The sequence below is a fragment of the Acinetobacter sp. SK-43 genome (assembly GCF_015351505.1).
GTDB classification, from domain to species: domain Bacteria; phylum Pseudomonadota; class Gammaproteobacteria; order Pseudomonadales; family Moraxellaceae; genus Acinetobacter; species Acinetobacter junii.
Map to the genome: position 1 here is coordinate 33,068 of NZ_JADKPY010000001.1, position 17,820 is coordinate 50,887.

Consider the following 17,820-nt stretch of genomic DNA (forward strand, 5'->3'; position numbering starts at 1 on the left):
TTACTGAAATGTTTTTTAATTATTAAAAACAAAAAGCCTAATATTAATTAGGCTTTTAAGGAGTTGAACTTAGATTGAACTTAAAAAAGATCGTTACTAGAAGAATTGAAGTCACGCATGTCATCGTTGAGTGTCTCATTGATTGAGCCTGTAATTGTCTCATCAAACATGGTGGTGCTTGAGTCAACTGCACCCATCCCTAAGAACACGGCACCCATTGCAGAACCAGTTGCTAGGTTATATTGATTTAACGTGTGCAAACCAAATTTATTGGCTGCATGATATACGCCAAATGGTGCGAACATTCCAAAATCGTAAAACTCATTTAGTAATCCATCAATGCGTTTAGACTTGTTATGACTTTTCTTTTCTTTCAAGCTTAACCGGTTGTCCATAGCAGACTTCTTGGTGATTCGCTTTGCATTAGATTTGAATGCTAATTGATTTTGCAAATCTTGCTGTGATTTTCCATGCACATAATATACATAGTCATCAATGCTAAGATTTAATTTTAAAAATTGATCTAAATTTGGAACTGAGTTATCTCGATTACGGTACACATTGCCACTTAAGATAAAATGTTGTTCCATTAACGCAATTTTTTCATCAACAATAGATGTCTTACTATTGTTTTCAACGCTTTTAAATAGTTTGGAAATAATACCCATAGTGACACCTCACAATTTAGTGAAATCGAAAAAAACTCCAAGTTTTGATATGAATGAATTAATATTATATAAAAGTATTATAAAAAACTAGGAAATTATTGTTATTAAATATTAATGTAATCTGAAAATTAATAAATAAAAAACGCCCTATTGGGCGTTTTGTTTTAATCCAATATATTATATCGCATGTACTTTGTCTTAGGGTCGATATAGTACTCAGCCTTTTTTGTCACTTCATTGCCGGTTCCGTCATCCACTTTTATTGAATGAGTGACAGTTTTTCCTTTGAATAATTTTGACATCTGGGCAGTTGAGAAAGGTTTAGTTGCGATTTTAGGCTTAGATGTATACCAACTTTCACATGTATTGCACTTGTAACGATTACCTGCGATTAAATAAAGTCCTGCACAACCATCCTGCATACATTTGTCTTTACTTTCTTCACCAGTATTTGCAGCGTCTACACCATCAAAACTAAAACCCACTCGCTTTTGTTCATGGTTTATAACCAATTTTCCTGCAAAATTATTTCCTTGCGCACTTTTAAAACCATTCAGCACGTCTGTAGTTCCGTTTTGAATTAGAGTCCTAATTTCATCTTCTGACAACTTTCTCTCATTGATGGTGCGCCAGACGCTAAAATTACAATTCTGGTTATCTGTACAAACCACGCTCGAAACTGTAGATTCCATTTCAGACTTACACAACGGACAAGCTAAATCATATTTAGATTTAGGGAAATAAAACTGAATAAAGTAACTTCCATCTTCTTTGACTTTTAAATCCAATGCGGCACTAAAAACTTTATTTTTTGAACCTTTAATTTTGGGATCAGCTTTTTTTACAAAACCAGACAGAACGCCAGTTTGTTTATTTTTGATTAGGACCTGTAATTCTGCATCTGAAAGCACTTTGTCAGCCACAATACGTTGTATTTTGAAACGACATTTTGTATTTGAACACATTACAAATCGAGGTTCTAAATTCAGTTCATTTGCACATTCTGGGCACTCACAACCGGCTAATTTAAGGATTGGAATATTCTTATGAGCAGTTTGTAGCTTGGAAATGAAATCTGTAACAATATCATTAGTATGCTTCATAAAATCTACGGATTTTTCCGCATTTTTATTCACTGTTTCTAATTGTAGCTCCCAATCTGCTGTAAACTCTGGCATCGTTAGAGAGGAAATCCCATTTTCTTCCAAGAATTCAATAACCTGTTTTCCATATTCAGTCGGGATGATGTATTTATTGCTACCCGATTCTTGAAGCATAGCTTTTTTAGGACTGCCATTCGAAGCTGTTGTAGATAACAACTCGTCAATAATGTTTGCGCGGGTTGCCGGAGTACCAATGCCACAGTCTTTTAATGCTTTTTTCTGGTCCCCTTTCATTAACCGAGAAATGTTTTGCATTGTTCGTACTAACGTACCATTTGTGAATGGTTTTGGAGCTGTAGTTTTGCCATGGTTTAAGTTTACTGATAAAGTTTTAATTTCATCTTTAGTTGTAAAGGCTGGTAAAAGAACATCTTTCTTTTTAGCTTTTTTATCATTTTCTTCTTCATTCGCTTCAACTAAAGCTTTCCAACCTTTATTTATGATACTTTTCCCTACTGACCGGAATGCATTATTTTCGATAAAGGTGAACCGTTCAGTTTCGCTATATTCCATAGGTGGTAAAAAAGCAGCCTTGAACCTTTCCACGATTAAGAAATAGATTTTTTTTACCGCATCAGTGGCACTTGGATCTAATTCTTTACCAGTTGGAATAATTGCGAAATGGTCAGTAATTTTTGAATCGTCAAAAATATGTTTACCAACAACATTTATCCGATCTTTGGCTTCCTGAGCCATAAATACTACAGAAGCATTATTCTTCTGTTTAGTCATAAGATCATCAAAAATACGAGCGACTTCAACAGGATAATCTGACGGTAGATGGGTTGATTCAGTACGAGGATATGTAACAGCTTTATGTTTTTCATAAAGCTCCTGTACTAACTCTAGTGTTACCTTACTACTAAATTTAAATTTTTTATTTGCAATGTATTGAATGGTTGTTAAATCAAATAAATTTGGAGCGTTAGACTTCTTTATAGCCTGATTTTCAATAACATTGGAAACAGCTTTAACATTCTTACCATTATGACATGATGCCAAAATCTCGTCTGCTTTAGCTTTATCAAAAAATCTCGAAGTACTGCTTTGATCAGAGTTGTTTTCATCCTCCTCCTCATCACTCGATGATTCTTGATCGTCATTATGATTTTTTTGTTTTTTCAAAATTTCTTCATAATTTACCCATTTCCCTTCATAAGTTTCGCCTTTAACATCGAATTTGGCACCAATTTCCCAAAATTGTTCAGAAACAAAATTATCAATTTCCCGTTGACGATGAACTACCATGGTGAGAACCGGTGTCTTAACACGCCCTAACGCCGTGATCTGGGAAAGGTTCTGCATTCTACTCATTACTGCTGTAGCTGCGATTGAACCATTAATACCTACGATCCAATCGGATTTAGAGCGGCATCGAGCAGCTTGGTTTAAACCTTCATAGGCTGATGCATCTTTAATATTTTTATATGCTGTAATAAGACCTTCTTTTGTCATTGAATTAATCCACATCCGCTTAAGCGGCTTGGTGGTTTCAGACTTTTGATAGATCAAACGTCCTATCAATTCACCTTCACGCCCCGCATCACAAGCATTAACAATTTCTTTAACTTGGGGACTATCGAAAAGTTTTTTGATTACATCGAACTGAGCTTGATAACCATCTGCATCAATAATGTTTAACTGCCAATCTTCATCATTTGGCAGGATTGGCAGTTTAGAGATGTCACTGGTAGTTGGGTGATGTAGTTCTACTAAATGACCGATTGCCCAAGTGATAATGCAGTCTTTCTGATTTGTTAAAAAACGATTTGTTGGCGATTTTGTAAAACCGCCAAGTGCAAGTGCAATCTCACGTCCGACTGATGGCTTCTCAGCTAAAATAACTCGCATTATATTGACCTCAATCCTCTAGTTCATTAATAGGACAATTAAATCCTTTGTCAGTATTACTACCGCTATAAAAACGCAGGGTATTTCCGTTTTCATCATTAACCCAAAAACCAAATTCACGACCAAACCAATCCAAGTCCAAATTGTCGCCAACTCGCAAAGTTTTTTTTATGAATCTATCTAAAAGAAACTTGCACTCATTGTTCGAAAATGTTGAGGAAGCTCTTGTTTTTACAATTAAATCTTTATGAAAAGGAAAATTACTGACGTTCTTTAAGTAATGAAGATGTTTAGGTAAGTAATTTGGTAAAAAGGTCCGGCTCTTATCTTTTTTGTTCTTATTTATATATCCATCAATGTAGTGTCCAGAGCCTAGAAAAACTGCTAGAGGAATTAAATCAAAAATGATTTCTTGGTTAAGTAATTTATGATTAAAAACAATAAATGGTTCAAACGTGTAGTTACCTTTTATTGAGTCAAAGAAACCATAAGCATCATTCTGGGACTGATCTTCATGAATTATTTTTAAGATTTGTTCAGACTGAACTACTTTTTTTATAGACCCACCACAGCGTAGCTCAAACAATTGGTTCAGCCTATAAAATCTGGATTTGTGCTGAGGTAAAGCAAAGAAAGTGCCTGACCGATTATCTTGATAGAGAGCGACTTTTTTAACGGCTCCATGCTGCATGAATGCAAGTCTTAGATTGTTTTGATACTCAACAACGTCCCCACCATTTTTTGGAAGAAATGGCAGTGTGATTACCAATTTGTCACCAATAAAAAGCCCAAAAGAAAGCCCAACGAAAATAGCATTCTCAAGTAGTGAATTAGGTACATCAATAACAAGTTTCAGCTTGCTTGCAATAGCCTTATATTCTTGAAATTTAGATGGCATAATATTATTACGTCAAATTATAAGGGATTAATAAATAATATAACATTTAAGAAATAATTTTAATATTTAAAATAAAATAAATCAGCAATTTTGCTGATTTATTTTTAATAACATTTAATAAATTTTAACTTTCATCACTGTTCGTATGACAAACTGGAACTTCGAAATCCTGCCAATAATCGACTAATGTTTGAACACCAAAATTATTTTTCATGGGTACATTCGTGACTGTGATGCGAGCAGAAATATCAACGCATTGGGAATATTCTTTTTTTTGATCAGTCTCGTTCGTAAATTCTTTTGGTTCATAGACTTTGTTGAATCTAGTACTTACAAACACTTTTCCATTCTTGCTATGGGTAAAAGCTAAAATAGATTTAGCATTGTTTCCGATCAATTCGGCATGAAGGCTTTGACGATAAAAATACTGCTTTTCAATTAAATTAGGTACTTCTTCAATAAACTGAGATGGTCGTTCAATACGATAATCTTTTTCGTAGATTAAGCCACTAGGATCGGCGGTTAATTTACCTTTCGCTTTAATCCATTCCTGTAAAGTAGGCTTGAACAATTCGTTGTAGAGTGGTTTTTCTCCAGAAGTTTGTTGTGCATCGTACGAAGTAATTAAACTTGGGTTTAATAATTCGTTAACTGGTAAGCCCTTACGGTTATCAGTCGAGGCTAAGCTTTTATCTGGTACTGGTTTTAAGGTTTTAGTTTCTGCATGAGTACCTACTGATACGATCAAAGCCGAAAAAAAACAAAAATTTGAGAAAAATTTATTGATCATCATAATCATTTTGTCCCATTGATAAAGTTTTGTTTTGCCTGATCTAAATCAGCCTGATTTACAGGGTTCTTACCTGTTTCTTTGGTCGTTGTTGTATTTGCCTCATTTTCATTTGGAACAACACGCCCATCTCTTTGTGCTGCCGCTTTACCATCAGTAGGTTGGCTTACAACTGAATAAGGATCATCAGCAGTAAGAATTTTATACTTCATATCTTCCGTATTAACATTTTGCCAAGTATTTTCCATTCTCACTTCATTTCGTTGTTCCCAGTACGCTTGATTCTTTGACGCACTCGCTTGTGACTTTGCCGTAACTTCCGCAACAAATTCTGACAAGTCCATTTTCGACAAATCGATCCGGTTAAACTCATCAATTGTAAAACCTTGGCAAGTGGCATTTTCTGGTCCACCCATGCCTCGTCCTAATTGCTTATTTCCTTCTGTATTAACAATCCTTGCCAATGTTGAATTGAAACAGCAATATGTTTTTTTCTTGGTACGGCAAAGTTTAACTCCTAAAATTTTCACCGTTTTAGAGCAGTACTCACCCACATATATACATAAATTTGCACTGAGACGATTTGGCAATGCTTTTTCTTCCTCAGACATTGCACTTTTACAAGTAAAAATCTGTTCAATGAGTCCAATGGCTTGCTGAGCTGCAAATGCACTAGGGCTAAACATCAAAGCTTGTGACATCCCCCCAATTGGGCTACCACCAGTACTCGGTGTACTAACATTGGGATCATTGTTTGCGCTCTCCTTCACTTGATCCTGAATTGTTTTCCATTCAATACATTCTTTATTTTGAGTATTTTCTGGTAAAGCGCAAAAGCTGTTTAGTTTACTTGTACATGCCTCCTCATCCATATCATCAGTACAAATTGGTGCCGGTTGTGTAGGCGTGGTCCCTGTTTCTGCTGCATAGGCAACTGGCATAAAACATAATATCGAGGTAAGCAATAAGCTGAATTTCATAGCTTGATTTTTCTTATGTTTAATCATTACCAGTCCCTTTTTTTGGTTGTGAACTATATTGGCTATAACTTTGTTGATCACCTGTAGCTGTTCCTGATGGTGAATAGCCATAACCCATTGCTGTCAGTTTAGACCCACCACCGCTTGCTAAAGCTTCTTTACCGGCATCTGTTTCTGCTACTGAGCTTGTACCCTGCAACATATACATGGCTTCATTTGGTGCATACATTGAGTCGTATGTATATGGATTTGCACCACCATTTTTAAACTCTTGGTTTGCAGTGGCATTTGGGTCACTATATTTTTTATCTACTGTAGAAAATGTGTCTTTAAAGGCATTTTCATTAGTAGGCACAATTTTATTTCCGCTACTATCGAGTGCTTTTGGTGGCGTTCCACTCCCACCTTTGCAACAAGCTGCTAATGCCCCAAAACCACGCTTTGATCTACATTGTGATTTAACACCATTGAATAACCGGATATTATCTTTATCCATGTATTTGCCTGCTTGGTTGCCTATTTCGAGCAATGCCAAAACATAAGGCATATCTTCATCTGGTTTATCTTTTTCTTGGGCAGTAATATAACAATCCGGTCCTACACATGTTTGTACAGGTTTACATGATAAGCGGCGATCAGCATTTTCTTTGTTATAAGCTGCTAATTCCGAAGGGGTCATATTTTTTGGATCGATTGGAATCGTACATCTAGTTTTTGTCTCGTATAAAGTACATCCTTTAAACTTATTAAACCCAACAGTGTATTCGTTTTCATCCAAGCAAGTTTTAGAGACAACTTCACAATTTCCACCAGTCGGAGGAGTTTCTTTACAGGTTGATTTATCCTCTAAAAAGTCATAGCAAGTTCTTTTGGTCTGATACTGCCAACAGCTTCTCGTAACATCAACCCCGTTGAATTGACGTGTATCAATAGGTTGGGTACAAACGACTTCTTCTACACAGCGTTGACTATCCTGCAATGGTGGAATTAATGGACGAGGTAAGTCTGTGTATGTACATCCTCCTTCCGAATATTCAAACCAAGCACCAATAGCCGCCCAATTAGGAATATCGTTTACCAGTCTAACCCGAATTGTATTTATTCCATTTTTAAAATATCTACCTACATCAATATCAGTATCATAACCATCAACCCCCCCACCTATTCGTCCAAAAATCTCTTGACCATTCACATAGATGTACATGTTATCATCATATTTTACATGTCTTAATCTAACTCTCACTTGATCGGCATTTGAGAGATTTGCAGTAAATTCCCAACTAGCATCGGTCGGGTATTCTTTCGCATTCCACTCAAAGCCAAACATCGTATCAGTTCTAATAACATTTACTGGTCTGTCTTGTCGGGTGACAGTGAAAGTGTCTCTAAAGTTATGCGTATATTTACATTCAATCCCACTTGAATCTGCATAAACGGTTTGCAATCCACCTAGAGTACTTAAAATTAATAATGTTCTATTAAGGAGCGTAGAAAAATTCTTCATGATCAAATCTCCACTTTTGATATAGAACAAGTCGTTTTCCAAGACTCTTTACACATACACCCCATATAACTGGAAGGATCAATAGCTACATTGAATGATATGCCTGCCGGTCCATGGTAGTTAGTCATTTCAACAACAAAGGTATTTTGTCCAACAACCAACCATTGTCGAAGATTTAAATTTAGTGTTTGTGATCCATCTGTTTTGGGACTGTCTGCCCCCGCTACGCGATTACCATTTACATAAAAATCAGCTTTATTGTCATAGTAAAAACTTGTAAATATCATCTGGACCTTATCGGGATTTTTTACAAGAAAATTAATTTCCCAACGCCCCGTGGATGATCTGTTACCATCATTCCATCGCTCATTGAGAGAAAACCCGCCATCGGTTGCGACAAAACTGCCGACCCTACCGTTACTACTACTTGACAACTTAACTGTGCCTCTATCCATTCCTGCTATGCATTCAGGTAGGTCTCTTGTACCAGTCACATTATTTCCGCAAATGATTTCACGATTTTGCATACAGATTTGTTGGCGACCTAAACTTTTTGTATTACAAGTAGTCGTGTGATATTCGGTTCGAGTTGGCTCAACATCACACGCATAAGCTTGGCTGTTTGCAGCGTTTACACTGGCTGAGGATTTGGCATCAACACTAGACACATAATTGTTTGTTTTAATATTTGTAGTGTTACGTTTGACAACGGATGTTCTTAATGGATCGGTCTCAGCAAAACCATTAACAATTGCACTATCGTTTGTGTTTGCAACAGTACGGATTACTAAACACTGATTTGCTAAATCTGATGTTGCACTATTCGGGCTTTGGGTCATTTCGCTTAGCTGTTGATCGCTATATTGCAGGCACTTATTTTTAAGTGCTAAGCCATCTTTATCTGGAACAACGTTTGTATTGTAAGTAGATTTTAATGAATCTACATTTCCCCCGCCACCATAGAGATCAGTAATGGTATTTTGTTGCTTACTTAAGTCGCGAGTATCGGAATATTTGACAATATTACGATTGTCATCCATCTGATTTATACCGAGTTTACTCGTATTTGACTGATCATAAATATCTTGGCTGTTATTTGCAGTTCGACCATCATTGGTACCTTTATTAATATTGTTGGCATCTGCATAGCCTTTCTGTACTGAAGGATTGCTACTGTCGCAGTTCCCGTTCGCGTAATTGTAACCACAATCAATTACTGAACTAATATCTACACCGGTTTGCTCTTTGGTCAAATTAGGATTGTAGTTGTGATCTGCCACATTAGCAGCGAAAGATACATTCTGCACTGCGATCGCGATACTGACAGCTAGTAAACTTTTTTTGCTAAACATTAGAAAAACCCAAAATTATATTTAAATTATTTTAATTACAAATAGTAAAAATTCAAACATTTTATAAATATTAATTGTTAGATAATAAAAACATTAAATTTTATATTTATTTAAATCAAAAAAAATAGCTTTAAAATTTTAAAGCTATCTTGGCAACAAAGTGTATGTCTAAGCAAATTTCTTAAATTGAGGATAACCAATGATGTCATAGACTTGCTCTAACGCTTTGAGTCCATTTGAGTTTAATCTAATTGGCTCATTTGAAAGTATTTGTGCATACGGATACAACTCACGGATTAAATGGAAGTGATAGTCACTTAAAAATTCCTTGGGAATTAGATCAACATACTTTTCGCCGGCATGTATAACATGCTCCAAAATTTCATCATCAAGATGTTGCGGAGGAATGAATTTGATAGCTATTGGGTTAGAGTATACGGCAGTCGCACACATTACATAATCACGCATTTCTACCTTAATGAACTTAAGAAATATGCCATTTCGTTTTAAAAGCGATAGCTTATCCATATCCAGTCTCCTTTAGTTCGCAGATTCACTTAAAGATGAAACCAGTGAAGTATTATTTTTACGTGCTTTTTCTCTGGCGATAAAAATACGAATTGAATCACTTTGTTGATCTAGTGGTATGGTCTTATAAAATTCGGGTTTTTGTTTCAAAGCAATTTCCCAAAGTTTGCCACTTCTTTTTAAGGAAGTAGGCGTATTCAAGATGTTGTCAGGATTATACTCCACCGCAGCCACCGCCATATCCCAAGTTTTTGAAGCTAAAGGTAAACGATGGTAATACTCTGGATTTTTCGTGAACAAATATTCAGCCAGTGACTTTCTTACGATTTCCGAATCAAAAACCTCTTTGTCATTCGGGTTACTGAAATACTCTAACTGTGACATCTTTTCAAGCATAGCAGGCTTGTCGTATACAGGCTCGGGAAAATATGCAATCCATTTAGGATCATGTTGCATAATTGCCTCACAAATTTCAGGTGTACGATCCGGCATAACCATGAATTCAATTACGAAAGGATGATCCAAAACTACTTGTTTCAATATTCCTGAGTCACGTTGTTCAATATCGATTCGGCGGACGTACTCTGGTGCCTGTAAAATTAACTTATTGATATAAGACGCATCACGTAACTGTAAAGGGACGTATTCATGCGCTTCCACATTTTGTTCAATAGCTATAGTACATAATTCAGTAGTCAACATCGACTCAGGAATAAACTGAATAGCCAAACCTTGAACTTTTAGTAAATTAAGCAAATGCTTTGGCTTAATTAACGATAAGTTCAGATTCTCAAAAACCCTTTGCGGATTATCAAGAATTAGTCGATTAACCAAGTCATCAGAGAAAAATATTCGATTGATCATGCCATAAACACGATGGTCTCGTCTAAGTGCCTCAAACAAAACATTATCAGTAAGTAAATTTTCAGGAAAGCTTGCAACAATTGTTGGTTCAGACTGAACAATCAGTAAGGCTTCTTCTTCTGATGAAACCCCTGTAAATTTTAAATCATAATCTTTATTCATACGGAATACCCTTATTGGTCAGCCTTTGGGTTTAACTCTAATGTAATTGAGCCAGAAAGCCCTATTTTCTGTGCAATTAACAGTAAATTATAGAGAGTTGAGTCTCCACCTCCACCCAAATGATAGTGAACTTTACCGACACTCGATCCTACTAAAGAAGCGAGCTGCCGAATACCAATTTCGTTCTTTTCACAATGGGCTTGAATTGCTTCTATAAGTGCTAACTCAATTCCTGCCAGTTCTGTTTCAATTTTCTCAATTGGAACAGAAAGTTCAAAAGCACTTCCTGACATTAATTTTTCCCTTTTGCAGAAATTGCTTTTGGCGGTCTACCACGAGGTCTTTTCACTTTTTCATCAACTGGAGCAGAGTCAATTGGATATTTACGTGGTCTACCTCGTGGGCGTTTAACTTCCTCAGTTGCTTCTTCTATTTCATCATTGTCTTGAGCGATCTTTCTAAAATTAGAAAATGCTTCAATTACACTATTCTTTTGACTTGTAGGAATGCTATCCCACTGATCTTTCCAATTTGTAATGAAGTTGTGAACTGCTTGACGCAATGTACTATTTCGGGAACGTAATGAAGCTCCGCATATAGTAATTAACCAATAGAAGAATGATGCCGGAATAGAAAAGAAAATTGATTGTGGCTTTTCGTTATCCATGATATTCGTCAAAGTCGGATAATAGATGAAAGTTTCATCCTCAAATGGATCATTGACCTCAAGATAAAGTACGTGTTTATAGTACTCCAAGTTTTGTGCGAAAAGCGCATCTAAGTTTCGGAGGTTAAATTGAATTGGAACTTTATCTTCGTGAACTAGCTGACCATCTGCACGATAGGCACTTATCGTGTAACGAAGTTCATCATATTTATCCTGAAACTTTAAATTAGTTTTATATTCAGCAAAAGTCTTTCTTGCTTTTAAAATGAAAGCATTAATTTTCTTTTCGTCACAACTATTTTTGCCAACGATATTCTTTAACCCGTCAGCAATCTCTGTCCACGACAGGTTTTTGGGTTCATGAGAACAGTCAAACTCTGGCTTTTCTACAGTATGAGATTGTAGGTTCATGGCACAGTCAATCAAGCTTTCAAACGGAGCTGTTCTATCACCCGACCATGGATTTGGTGAAAACTCAGTCAAGGTTGCAAGTACCATCAAATGAGCTTTCTTAATTTTCATGGTTTTACTAGCTTTATCAATTTGTTTGACCAAACTCTCAGTTAGCGGCAAAGATAAATAACTGGTTTTTTCAGAAGCACGGAAAAGCTCAGTGTATTCAATTTGATTAAACCAGAACGGTTTGGAAACTAATTTATCATGGGTGATAAATAAAGTTACCCCTGCTTTATAAGTGTAGTATGAAACATGAAATGGCTCATCAGATTGCTGAATTGCAAAATTGAGTAATTGGATGAGCGTTTCTTCTGGGACCTGATGACAGTCAAAAAAAGGGATATTTCGTTTACCCACAAAACGAATAACTGAGTCTTGGGAATACTTAAAATTTAAACTCGTAAACAAAGGAGATTTCAATACTAGGTCGGACATAGATACTCTAATAATTAAAATAAATGATTAACAAGAGTATAGTAAATATTTGCAGCTAAGTCTATATCATTTTTGCGGTATATATTTTGATTGAATTATTTTATTTAAGTACATAATTTTATAATATATTTATAGAAATCATTGAATCTTAGGAATTAATATCAACTTGAAAGGAAAAGGTATCACCTTTTCCTTATCATGATGGTCACTAGAAAATTTTAGAAGCTGCTCGTTTCGCACGGTTCATATCAACAAAATCTTTCCAATTTTTCTCGGTGACAATCTCATTTTTGATGCGGTTTTCTTGTGAGGCAATAGAGAAAACACCATTTCGATTGAGAATATTTTCAGCAGGAGTTCTATTCTCATACCGTAGAAATGTTGTGATCGCAAAAGTACGGGATTTATTCTTTAGATCAATATTTGTGGAAACTAAGGAAGCAAAGGGAATGTAAAAGCTTTGCCCTAACATAACTGGATCAAGCGTAATGAAATCTACTACTGCAATTTTATAACATTTGTCATCTTTAACATGACCATGCCAGAAACCTTTAGAAGCATTGAGATTTTCAATGGTTTCCTCAAGACCTTTCCCGTGTTGAGGCTTGTATGCGCCATAGACTACTTTTAACGGCAAATTTTCTTCATCTGGTTCTGGTACATCTGTAATTTGTCCCTTGTATGTGTAAAGTGCTTGAGCTTCACTGGCATCCATTAATACCATTGCGTTATCAGAAACTTTCATAAGTGCATATTGCATGATTTGGTCCTTATTTATTCAATCAAACGGAATAAAACAATGAGTTAGTCGGTGGAGAGTAAATTAATTTTTGACTGCGCAGCGATCATCTTTCTATACCGGATTTTAAAGTTTTCAACTGCTCGTTCATGTGAACCCATGACGGCGGGCAAAACTTTTCCTTCCATTTCATTATCGATTAGTTCTTGTGTTGGCTCTTTAGGCATTAAGATGTATCCATCTGGAATCATTTTAGTTTTTGCACACTCTAACCAACTTATTAAACAACCAGTTACTTGTTCCGCCAGTTGAGAAATCTTCTCTTTATATATAGGATCATCATTGTCTATTAAGGACCAATTGGGATCATATCTACCAGTACCATCATCGCTTTGCTTCCAAACAAGAAGGCTTATATCACCACCTTTTTGTATGTAATTTTTTTCAAATGCTTGTCGTTCGAAAATTGCATTCATATAGGTAACAATATGTTCTGCATTCATAATAAACGTCCTACTTTAAAACTTTATTCCAGTTGACCTTCCAGATTGATAATTTCAAAATAATCATCAATTCTTAGGGCGTAAAAATCCATATTTAGTAAGCCATCTTCTCGATATTTAATGAATTTTGATAGTTTATCCAACAAGACCATGTTATCGATTTCATTGATAGCTAAATAATTATCAGCTAACATTTTTTTTGTACTTATAGAACCTATCTCTAATCCATAAGGAAGTAGTGTCGCCGTGTATTTCGAATGATGACGATAGTCGATGATCCAAAGTATGCTGAATATTAGCAGTGTACCCATGCAAAGCAGTAAGCTTCGTTGACCTAATGAGACATGCCCGAAATATAGGAAAAGACCTATAATTAAGATATGGAACAAAATAACAAAAATTGCCATGAATTTGATTTCATACCTATTCTGTTTTTTCTCTAAATCTTTAGCTAATTCAATTGGTAAAGGGACGACACTAAGGACATAGTTTTCATATTCTTTTAAGCTCATTTTTTTATGTTTACTAAGAGATAGCACTCGCATGATACACCTCATTCTTAATTCTTTAAGGATTAAGTAATGGTTAATGTTAAGCTAAAAAATTAAATCATTAATAGCTTAATTAATATTGGATTATAATAAAACGTTTTTTTAATGTTTTTATATATAAAATATTTGCACATAGTATTGGGTGATGTTTGATTTGCATTAGAATCTAAATGTTGCTCAATGAACTTGTAGAAATTAACGAGATTGAGCATTTGGACAAAAAAATCGAGGTATAAAAAAGTATGGGAAGCAGTCTAAATAACGAATTTTATGGGCATTTTTGTCCTGTAGAGGAGTATATTTATATTTTTGGTCAATGCCTTAGTAAAGATGGGTATATTTTAGTTGCGATCCTCACAATTGCACTTGTTTTTTATACAATTTTCAAATTAATTCACAGCAAAAGAAAAGATATTGAACCAGAATTTTTGAGTAATCAGTATTCTTTCACATCATATAAGCCTCTTGAAAAGGGTGATTTAAAGCAAATTACTGTTCATGAACTTGGTCATGCACTTGTCGCAATGAATTTCAAATCTTTATTTCAAGACCTTTCCCTTCAAATATTTGATAAAGATTTAGAAAGTTTGAGGCAAGGTTATATTTTTTATCAAATCAATTCAGAGATAGATGATAAAAGTCCAAAGATTCTGGAAGTAAAAATGCTAATTTTATTGGGTGGGATGCAAGCAGAGAAACATTACTTTGATGGTAATTGTCTTGTACATGGTTGCAAAAGTGATTTAGATCATTGGTTCAAACTTGCCAGAACTTATCTGCGTCACAAAGACGATGATATATTTTACAACGATCCGGAAAATTCGTTTGAACAACAACATAACACTCAACTTTTGTTAGATTTAAAAAAATACCAAATTCGAGTCCTATCCGAATTTTTTAATGCTAACGGCGCAGTTTTATCCAAGCTAATCGATTCAACGATGGACAAAAAAAGATTATCATTTACTGAGCTAAAAGAATGTACCAAAGATATTGTGCAGACATCCAATATGCCCCATGAAAGTTAAAGTAAACATGAACCATGCTTGGCATGGTTTTTTTTCATCAGCCAATTGACAAAAATAGGCACAAATGCCTATATTCCTCAATAGGCACAAATGCCTAAATAGTTTCCTTTGCTCTGGAGCGATTACATGGAAAAAGCGGAAATTAGGATTTCTGATGTGGCACGGGTTTATGTGAATTCAATAGAAGTAGGATCGATACCACTTCAAGATTATTTAGATATGAGGAGAAATGCTTTTCGAAACTATAAAAACTATATAGCTCAAGCATTTAACTATTTGCATACAGCTTTTATTGTAATGAATAGAATTATTATGAGTGTTCCTGCAATTTGGTTTGCGATTGCATTAATTTTTACCCTTTTTGATTCAAGTATAATTACAGATTTTTTTACGCTTGTTCAATCTAATAGCCCGCAGCAGAATACAGATTTATTCATTTACATACTAAATAGATCATTGATCTTGAGTTCATTACTAACTTTGCTGATGTTTCCTCTTACCGGTTGTGATCTAACTAGGTATGGTTTTCAAGACAAATTTCAATTATCTGTAGCAAAACAGCTAATGAAAGAATTAGGAGAACCCGCATTGGGGACAATCGAAATTACATACACAAAAAAATCTGCATTGTAGGTGAATGAACCTATGCCGACCAGTAGAGAAAGATATATAGAATTGCTCGAAACTTATAAAATAACCCAAGCAGAGAGTGCGGCTCTGATATGCGCAGAGACTAAAAGACCTTGTTCAGTTCGAACAGTTCGATCGTGGATTAACGATCCTGATAAGCCGTCATCCCGTCCCTGTCCTGCATGGGCGGTTGAAGTATTAGAAAATGCTCTTTTGAACAATGCAACTACGAACATTAACACCATGGCAGATAAATGAATTTACTTAACTTTATAGAAACTTATCCTTTTACTACCGGTCTTATTATAGGGACTGTATGCCTTGTTTTGCGTTTACTCAGACCGTTAATCATTAGATTCGATTTTGTAGGAACACCATATTTTCACTATGCAGTTGTAAAAAAAATTCTCGAATCGGACCACACTGTTGTTATGTATGAAGTGAGTTCCAACGGGCACAAAAGTGTAATAGATGAAGAAAAATCCCAAAGAGTTTTTATCGAGGACCCATTAAGAGTCGAAGATGACTTTATGTTCTCAAAAGTCACCCCGCATATACACTATGATCCAAAAACACTCAAAATTAAGGGTTATTTTCACTTATTAAGTCCTAAGATGGCTAAAGATAAATATTATGAAACCGTCTACGAAGGTCAATTAGTACTGATAGAACATATACCGGCTTATAAAGAAAATTCTAAGGTTGAGGACAAATAATCATGATTACTAAAATTTTTGTGAACTCGCTGCTTATATTCGCCGGTTTCTATTGCATGTACATAATTGTTTATAACCTGATCCAGAAATTTATATTTCAACCTAAGCGAGATTTCGTTCATGCAATGAATGCCCAAGTAACCAAATTATTAGACAAGTCAGCTAATAAATATGGCTTAAAATCAGCATATACAATGGACGAAACTGTTGGCTCAACTACAAAAACGAAAGAAGCAGCCCAAGAAAAGTATGCCGTAGAGCTTTTAGCAAAATGCAAAGAGGAATTAAAAATGCACTCTTTTTACGTGGCTAACCAAGACGCAACTAAAGTAAGTGCGATCTGCATGGTGCCATTAGAAGATGAAAGCATAAAGGTTTATCACATTGTATTAAGCCCTAAATCCAAATCTTGAACCGAGGTTAATTTCATGAGTGACATGGACCAAACTGATCTTATTAAAGAGATGGTTGGTATAGAAACAGCCAGAGCCGTGGTAACTGGAAAAGCTTCTCAAGATATTTTTTTTGATATTGGTTTAAAGACTTTTTTCCAAATGGATAATCACGGCGAATGGAAGTATTGGGATGCAAAAAAAGAATCATGGTTGATATGTGATCCAAAGTCAGAGGATGATCTTATTGATCACTCCCGTCTTTGGGTCGCAATTTGCAACTATACAAGGTCATTAACACTTGGTTCAAAAGTCGTTGCGTTCAAGCCTATGGAAGCTGAAATAAGGACAATTTCACTAATTTATAACGATACTGGCATGGCGATGTTAGATGATTACTACCTCGTCCCTTTAGACCAAATCCGGCACCCTACAGAAGAAGAACTTAAATTGGGCAAACGTAGTGATACTGAGCCTTAAAAAAACTTTCAAGCATCAGTGGTCAATATGAATTCCTTTGTTGTGAGTAGCGCACTTGATTACCAATGAGTTGATAATTATCAATTGAATAATAATCACGACCATTATGTTCGATCCGTGTTTCGAGCCACTTATCATCTATAAGAACTTCAACCACATCACCGCTTGTGAATTCAACACCATCACATTCAATACGACCAATAGCATTTTTTATAGCAGACATACATTACTCCATGCGAACGATTAATTGATTGTTTCAAATAAACTAAATCAAAGTTTTATTTTATGATTAGTAATGCTTGCACCACGATTGATAGTTTCCTCAGCTTTTTTTCTTGCTTCACTGTATTGGTTTTGACCTTCTTTCAATGTTTTTTTAAAGTTTTCAGCAGTCTCATCAAGCTTATTTGGAGAATCATTAACCTTTGTACTCATACTAGCCACCTTTATGGATTGATTAGCC

22 protein-coding genes are annotated in these 17,820 nt (G+C 35.3%); 5 read left to right on the forward strand and 17 right to left on the reverse strand.

Annotated elements, in window-relative coordinates; genetic code table 11:
* Positions 1–80: 80 nt before the first annotated feature.
* From IRT38_RS00150 to IRT38_RS00215, 14 genes are all read right to left on the reverse strand, one after another.
* Positions 81–668, reverse strand: a complete 588-nt coding sequence (locus IRT38_RS00150) for a hypothetical protein (RefSeq protein WP_194596667.1) — start codon at positions 666–668, stop codon at positions 81–83.
* Positions 669–832: 164 nt separating this feature from the next.
* Positions 833–3,682, reverse strand: a complete 2,850-nt coding sequence (locus IRT38_RS00155) for a DNA topoisomerase (protein ID WP_194596668.1) — start codon at positions 3,680–3,682, stop codon at positions 833–835.
* 10 nt (positions 3,683–3,692) lie between these two features.
* Positions 3,693–4,580, reverse strand: a complete 888-nt coding sequence (locus IRT38_RS00160; RefSeq protein WP_194596669.1) for a hypothetical protein — start codon at positions 4,578–4,580, stop codon at positions 3,693–3,695.
* 124 nt (positions 4,581–4,704) lie between these two features.
* Entirely contained in the window at positions 4,705–5,373 is a 669-nt protein-coding gene (locus IRT38_RS00165; RefSeq protein WP_194596670.1) for a hypothetical protein, read from the reverse strand.
* 2 nt (positions 5,374–5,375) lie between these two features.
* Positions 5,376–6,377, reverse strand: a complete 1,002-nt coding sequence (gene traN, locus IRT38_RS00170) for a conjugal transfer protein TraN (protein WP_194596671.1) — start codon at positions 6,375–6,377, stop codon at positions 5,376–5,378.
* Positions 6,370–7,854, reverse strand: a complete 1,485-nt coding sequence (gene traN / locus IRT38_RS00175; protein ID WP_194596672.1) for a conjugal transfer protein TraN — start codon at positions 7,852–7,854, stop codon at positions 6,370–6,372. The genes traN (IRT38_RS00170) and traN (IRT38_RS00175) overlap by 8 nt, the downstream gene beginning before the upstream one ends.
* 2 nt (positions 7,855–7,856) lie before the next feature.
* Positions 7,857–9,206: a hypothetical protein gene (locus tag IRT38_RS00180; RefSeq protein WP_194596673.1), complete on the reverse strand. Its 1,350-nt coding sequence runs from the start codon at positions 9,204–9,206 to the stop codon at positions 7,857–7,859.
* A 168-nt stretch (positions 9,207–9,374) separates the two neighbouring features.
* Positions 9,375–9,734 carry a hypothetical protein gene (locus tag IRT38_RS00185; RefSeq protein WP_194596674.1) on the reverse strand — a complete coding sequence of 120 codons (360 nt, stop codon included), beginning with the start codon at positions 9,732–9,734 and terminating at the stop codon, positions 9,375–9,377.
* 12 nt (positions 9,735–9,746) lie between these two features.
* Positions 9,747–10,760, reverse strand: a complete 1,014-nt coding sequence (locus tag IRT38_RS00190) for a hypothetical protein (RefSeq protein ID WP_194596675.1) — start codon at positions 10,758–10,760, stop codon at positions 9,747–9,749.
* A gap of 11 nt (positions 10,761–10,771) precedes the next feature.
* Positions 10,772–11,053: a hypothetical protein gene (locus IRT38_RS00195; protein WP_194596676.1), complete on the reverse strand. Its 282-nt coding sequence runs from the start codon at positions 11,051–11,053 to the stop codon at positions 10,772–10,774.
* Positions 11,053–12,318: a hypothetical protein gene (locus tag IRT38_RS00200; protein WP_194596677.1), complete on the reverse strand. Its 1,266-nt coding sequence runs from the start codon at positions 12,316–12,318 to the stop codon at positions 11,053–11,055. Before IRT38_RS00200 ends, IRT38_RS00195 begins: the two co-directional genes overlap by 1 nt.
* A gap of 208 nt (positions 12,319–12,526) precedes the next feature.
* Positions 12,527–13,078: a hypothetical protein gene (locus IRT38_RS00205; protein ID WP_194596678.1), complete on the reverse strand. Its 552-nt coding sequence runs from the start codon at positions 13,076–13,078 to the stop codon at positions 12,527–12,529.
* A gap of 44 nt (positions 13,079–13,122) precedes the next feature.
* Entirely contained in the window at positions 13,123–13,560 is a 438-nt protein-coding gene (locus IRT38_RS00210) for a hypothetical protein (RefSeq protein WP_194596679.1), read from the reverse strand.
* 23 nt (positions 13,561–13,583) lie between these two features.
* Entirely contained in the window at positions 13,584–14,105 is a 522-nt protein-coding gene (locus IRT38_RS00215) for a hypothetical protein (protein WP_194596680.1), read from the reverse strand.
* A 248-nt stretch (positions 14,106–14,353) separates the two neighbouring features.
* Here IRT38_RS00215 and IRT38_RS00220 point away from each other — a divergent pair, with 248 nt between their 5' ends.
* Together IRT38_RS00220 and IRT38_RS00225 are read left to right on the forward strand one after the other, a co-directional pair.
* Positions 14,354–15,139 carry a hypothetical protein gene (locus IRT38_RS00220; RefSeq protein ID WP_194596681.1) on the forward strand — a complete coding sequence of 262 codons (786 nt, stop codon included), beginning with the start codon at positions 14,354–14,356 and terminating at the stop codon, positions 15,137–15,139.
* A 126-nt stretch (positions 15,140–15,265) separates the two neighbouring features.
* Positions 15,266–15,772, forward strand: a complete 507-nt coding sequence (locus tag IRT38_RS00225; RefSeq protein WP_194596682.1) for a hypothetical protein — start codon at positions 15,266–15,268, stop codon at positions 15,770–15,772.
* Positions 15,773–15,825: 53 nt separating this feature from the next.
* Here IRT38_RS00225 and IRT38_RS00230 read toward each other — a convergent pair whose 3' ends face one another.
* On the reverse strand, positions 15,826–16,005 hold the full coding sequence (locus IRT38_RS00230) for a hypothetical protein (protein ID WP_194596683.1): 180 nt from the start codon (positions 16,003–16,005) through the stop codon (positions 15,826–15,828).
* Positions 16,006–16,023: 18 nt separating this feature from the next.
* On the opposite strand from IRT38_RS00230, the gene IRT38_RS17465 reads away from it, so the two are divergent.
* From IRT38_RS17465 to IRT38_RS00245, 3 genes are read left to right on the forward strand one after another with little or no spacing between them, the layout of a single operon-like run.
* The gene (locus IRT38_RS17465) at positions 16,024–16,485 is read left to right on the forward strand and encodes a hypothetical protein (RefSeq protein WP_227592120.1); all 462 of its coding nucleotides are present in this window, start codon (positions 16,024–16,026) and stop codon (positions 16,483–16,485) included.
* A gap of 2 nt (positions 16,486–16,487) precedes the next feature.
* Positions 16,488–16,898 carry a hypothetical protein gene (locus IRT38_RS00240; RefSeq protein WP_194596684.1) on the forward strand — a complete coding sequence of 137 codons (411 nt, stop codon included), beginning with the start codon at positions 16,488–16,490 and terminating at the stop codon, positions 16,896–16,898.
* 15 nt (positions 16,899–16,913) lie between these two features.
* Entirely contained in the window at positions 16,914–17,357 is a 444-nt protein-coding gene (locus IRT38_RS00245; RefSeq protein WP_194596685.1) for a hypothetical protein, read from the forward strand.
* A gap of 22 nt (positions 17,358–17,379) precedes the next feature.
* Here the strand turns inward: IRT38_RS00245 and IRT38_RS00250 are convergent, their stop codons facing one another.
* Positions 17,380–17,580 carry a DUF5348 domain-containing protein gene (locus tag IRT38_RS00250; RefSeq protein WP_194596686.1) on the reverse strand — a complete coding sequence of 67 codons (201 nt, stop codon included), beginning with the start codon at positions 17,578–17,580 and terminating at the stop codon, positions 17,380–17,382.
* Between the two features lie 47 nt (positions 17,581–17,627).
* The gene (locus IRT38_RS00255; RefSeq protein WP_194596687.1) at positions 17,628–17,792 is read right to left on the reverse strand and encodes a hypothetical protein; all 165 of its coding nucleotides are present in this window, start codon (positions 17,790–17,792) and stop codon (positions 17,628–17,630) included.
* Between the last annotated feature and the right edge of the window lie 28 nt (positions 17,793–17,820).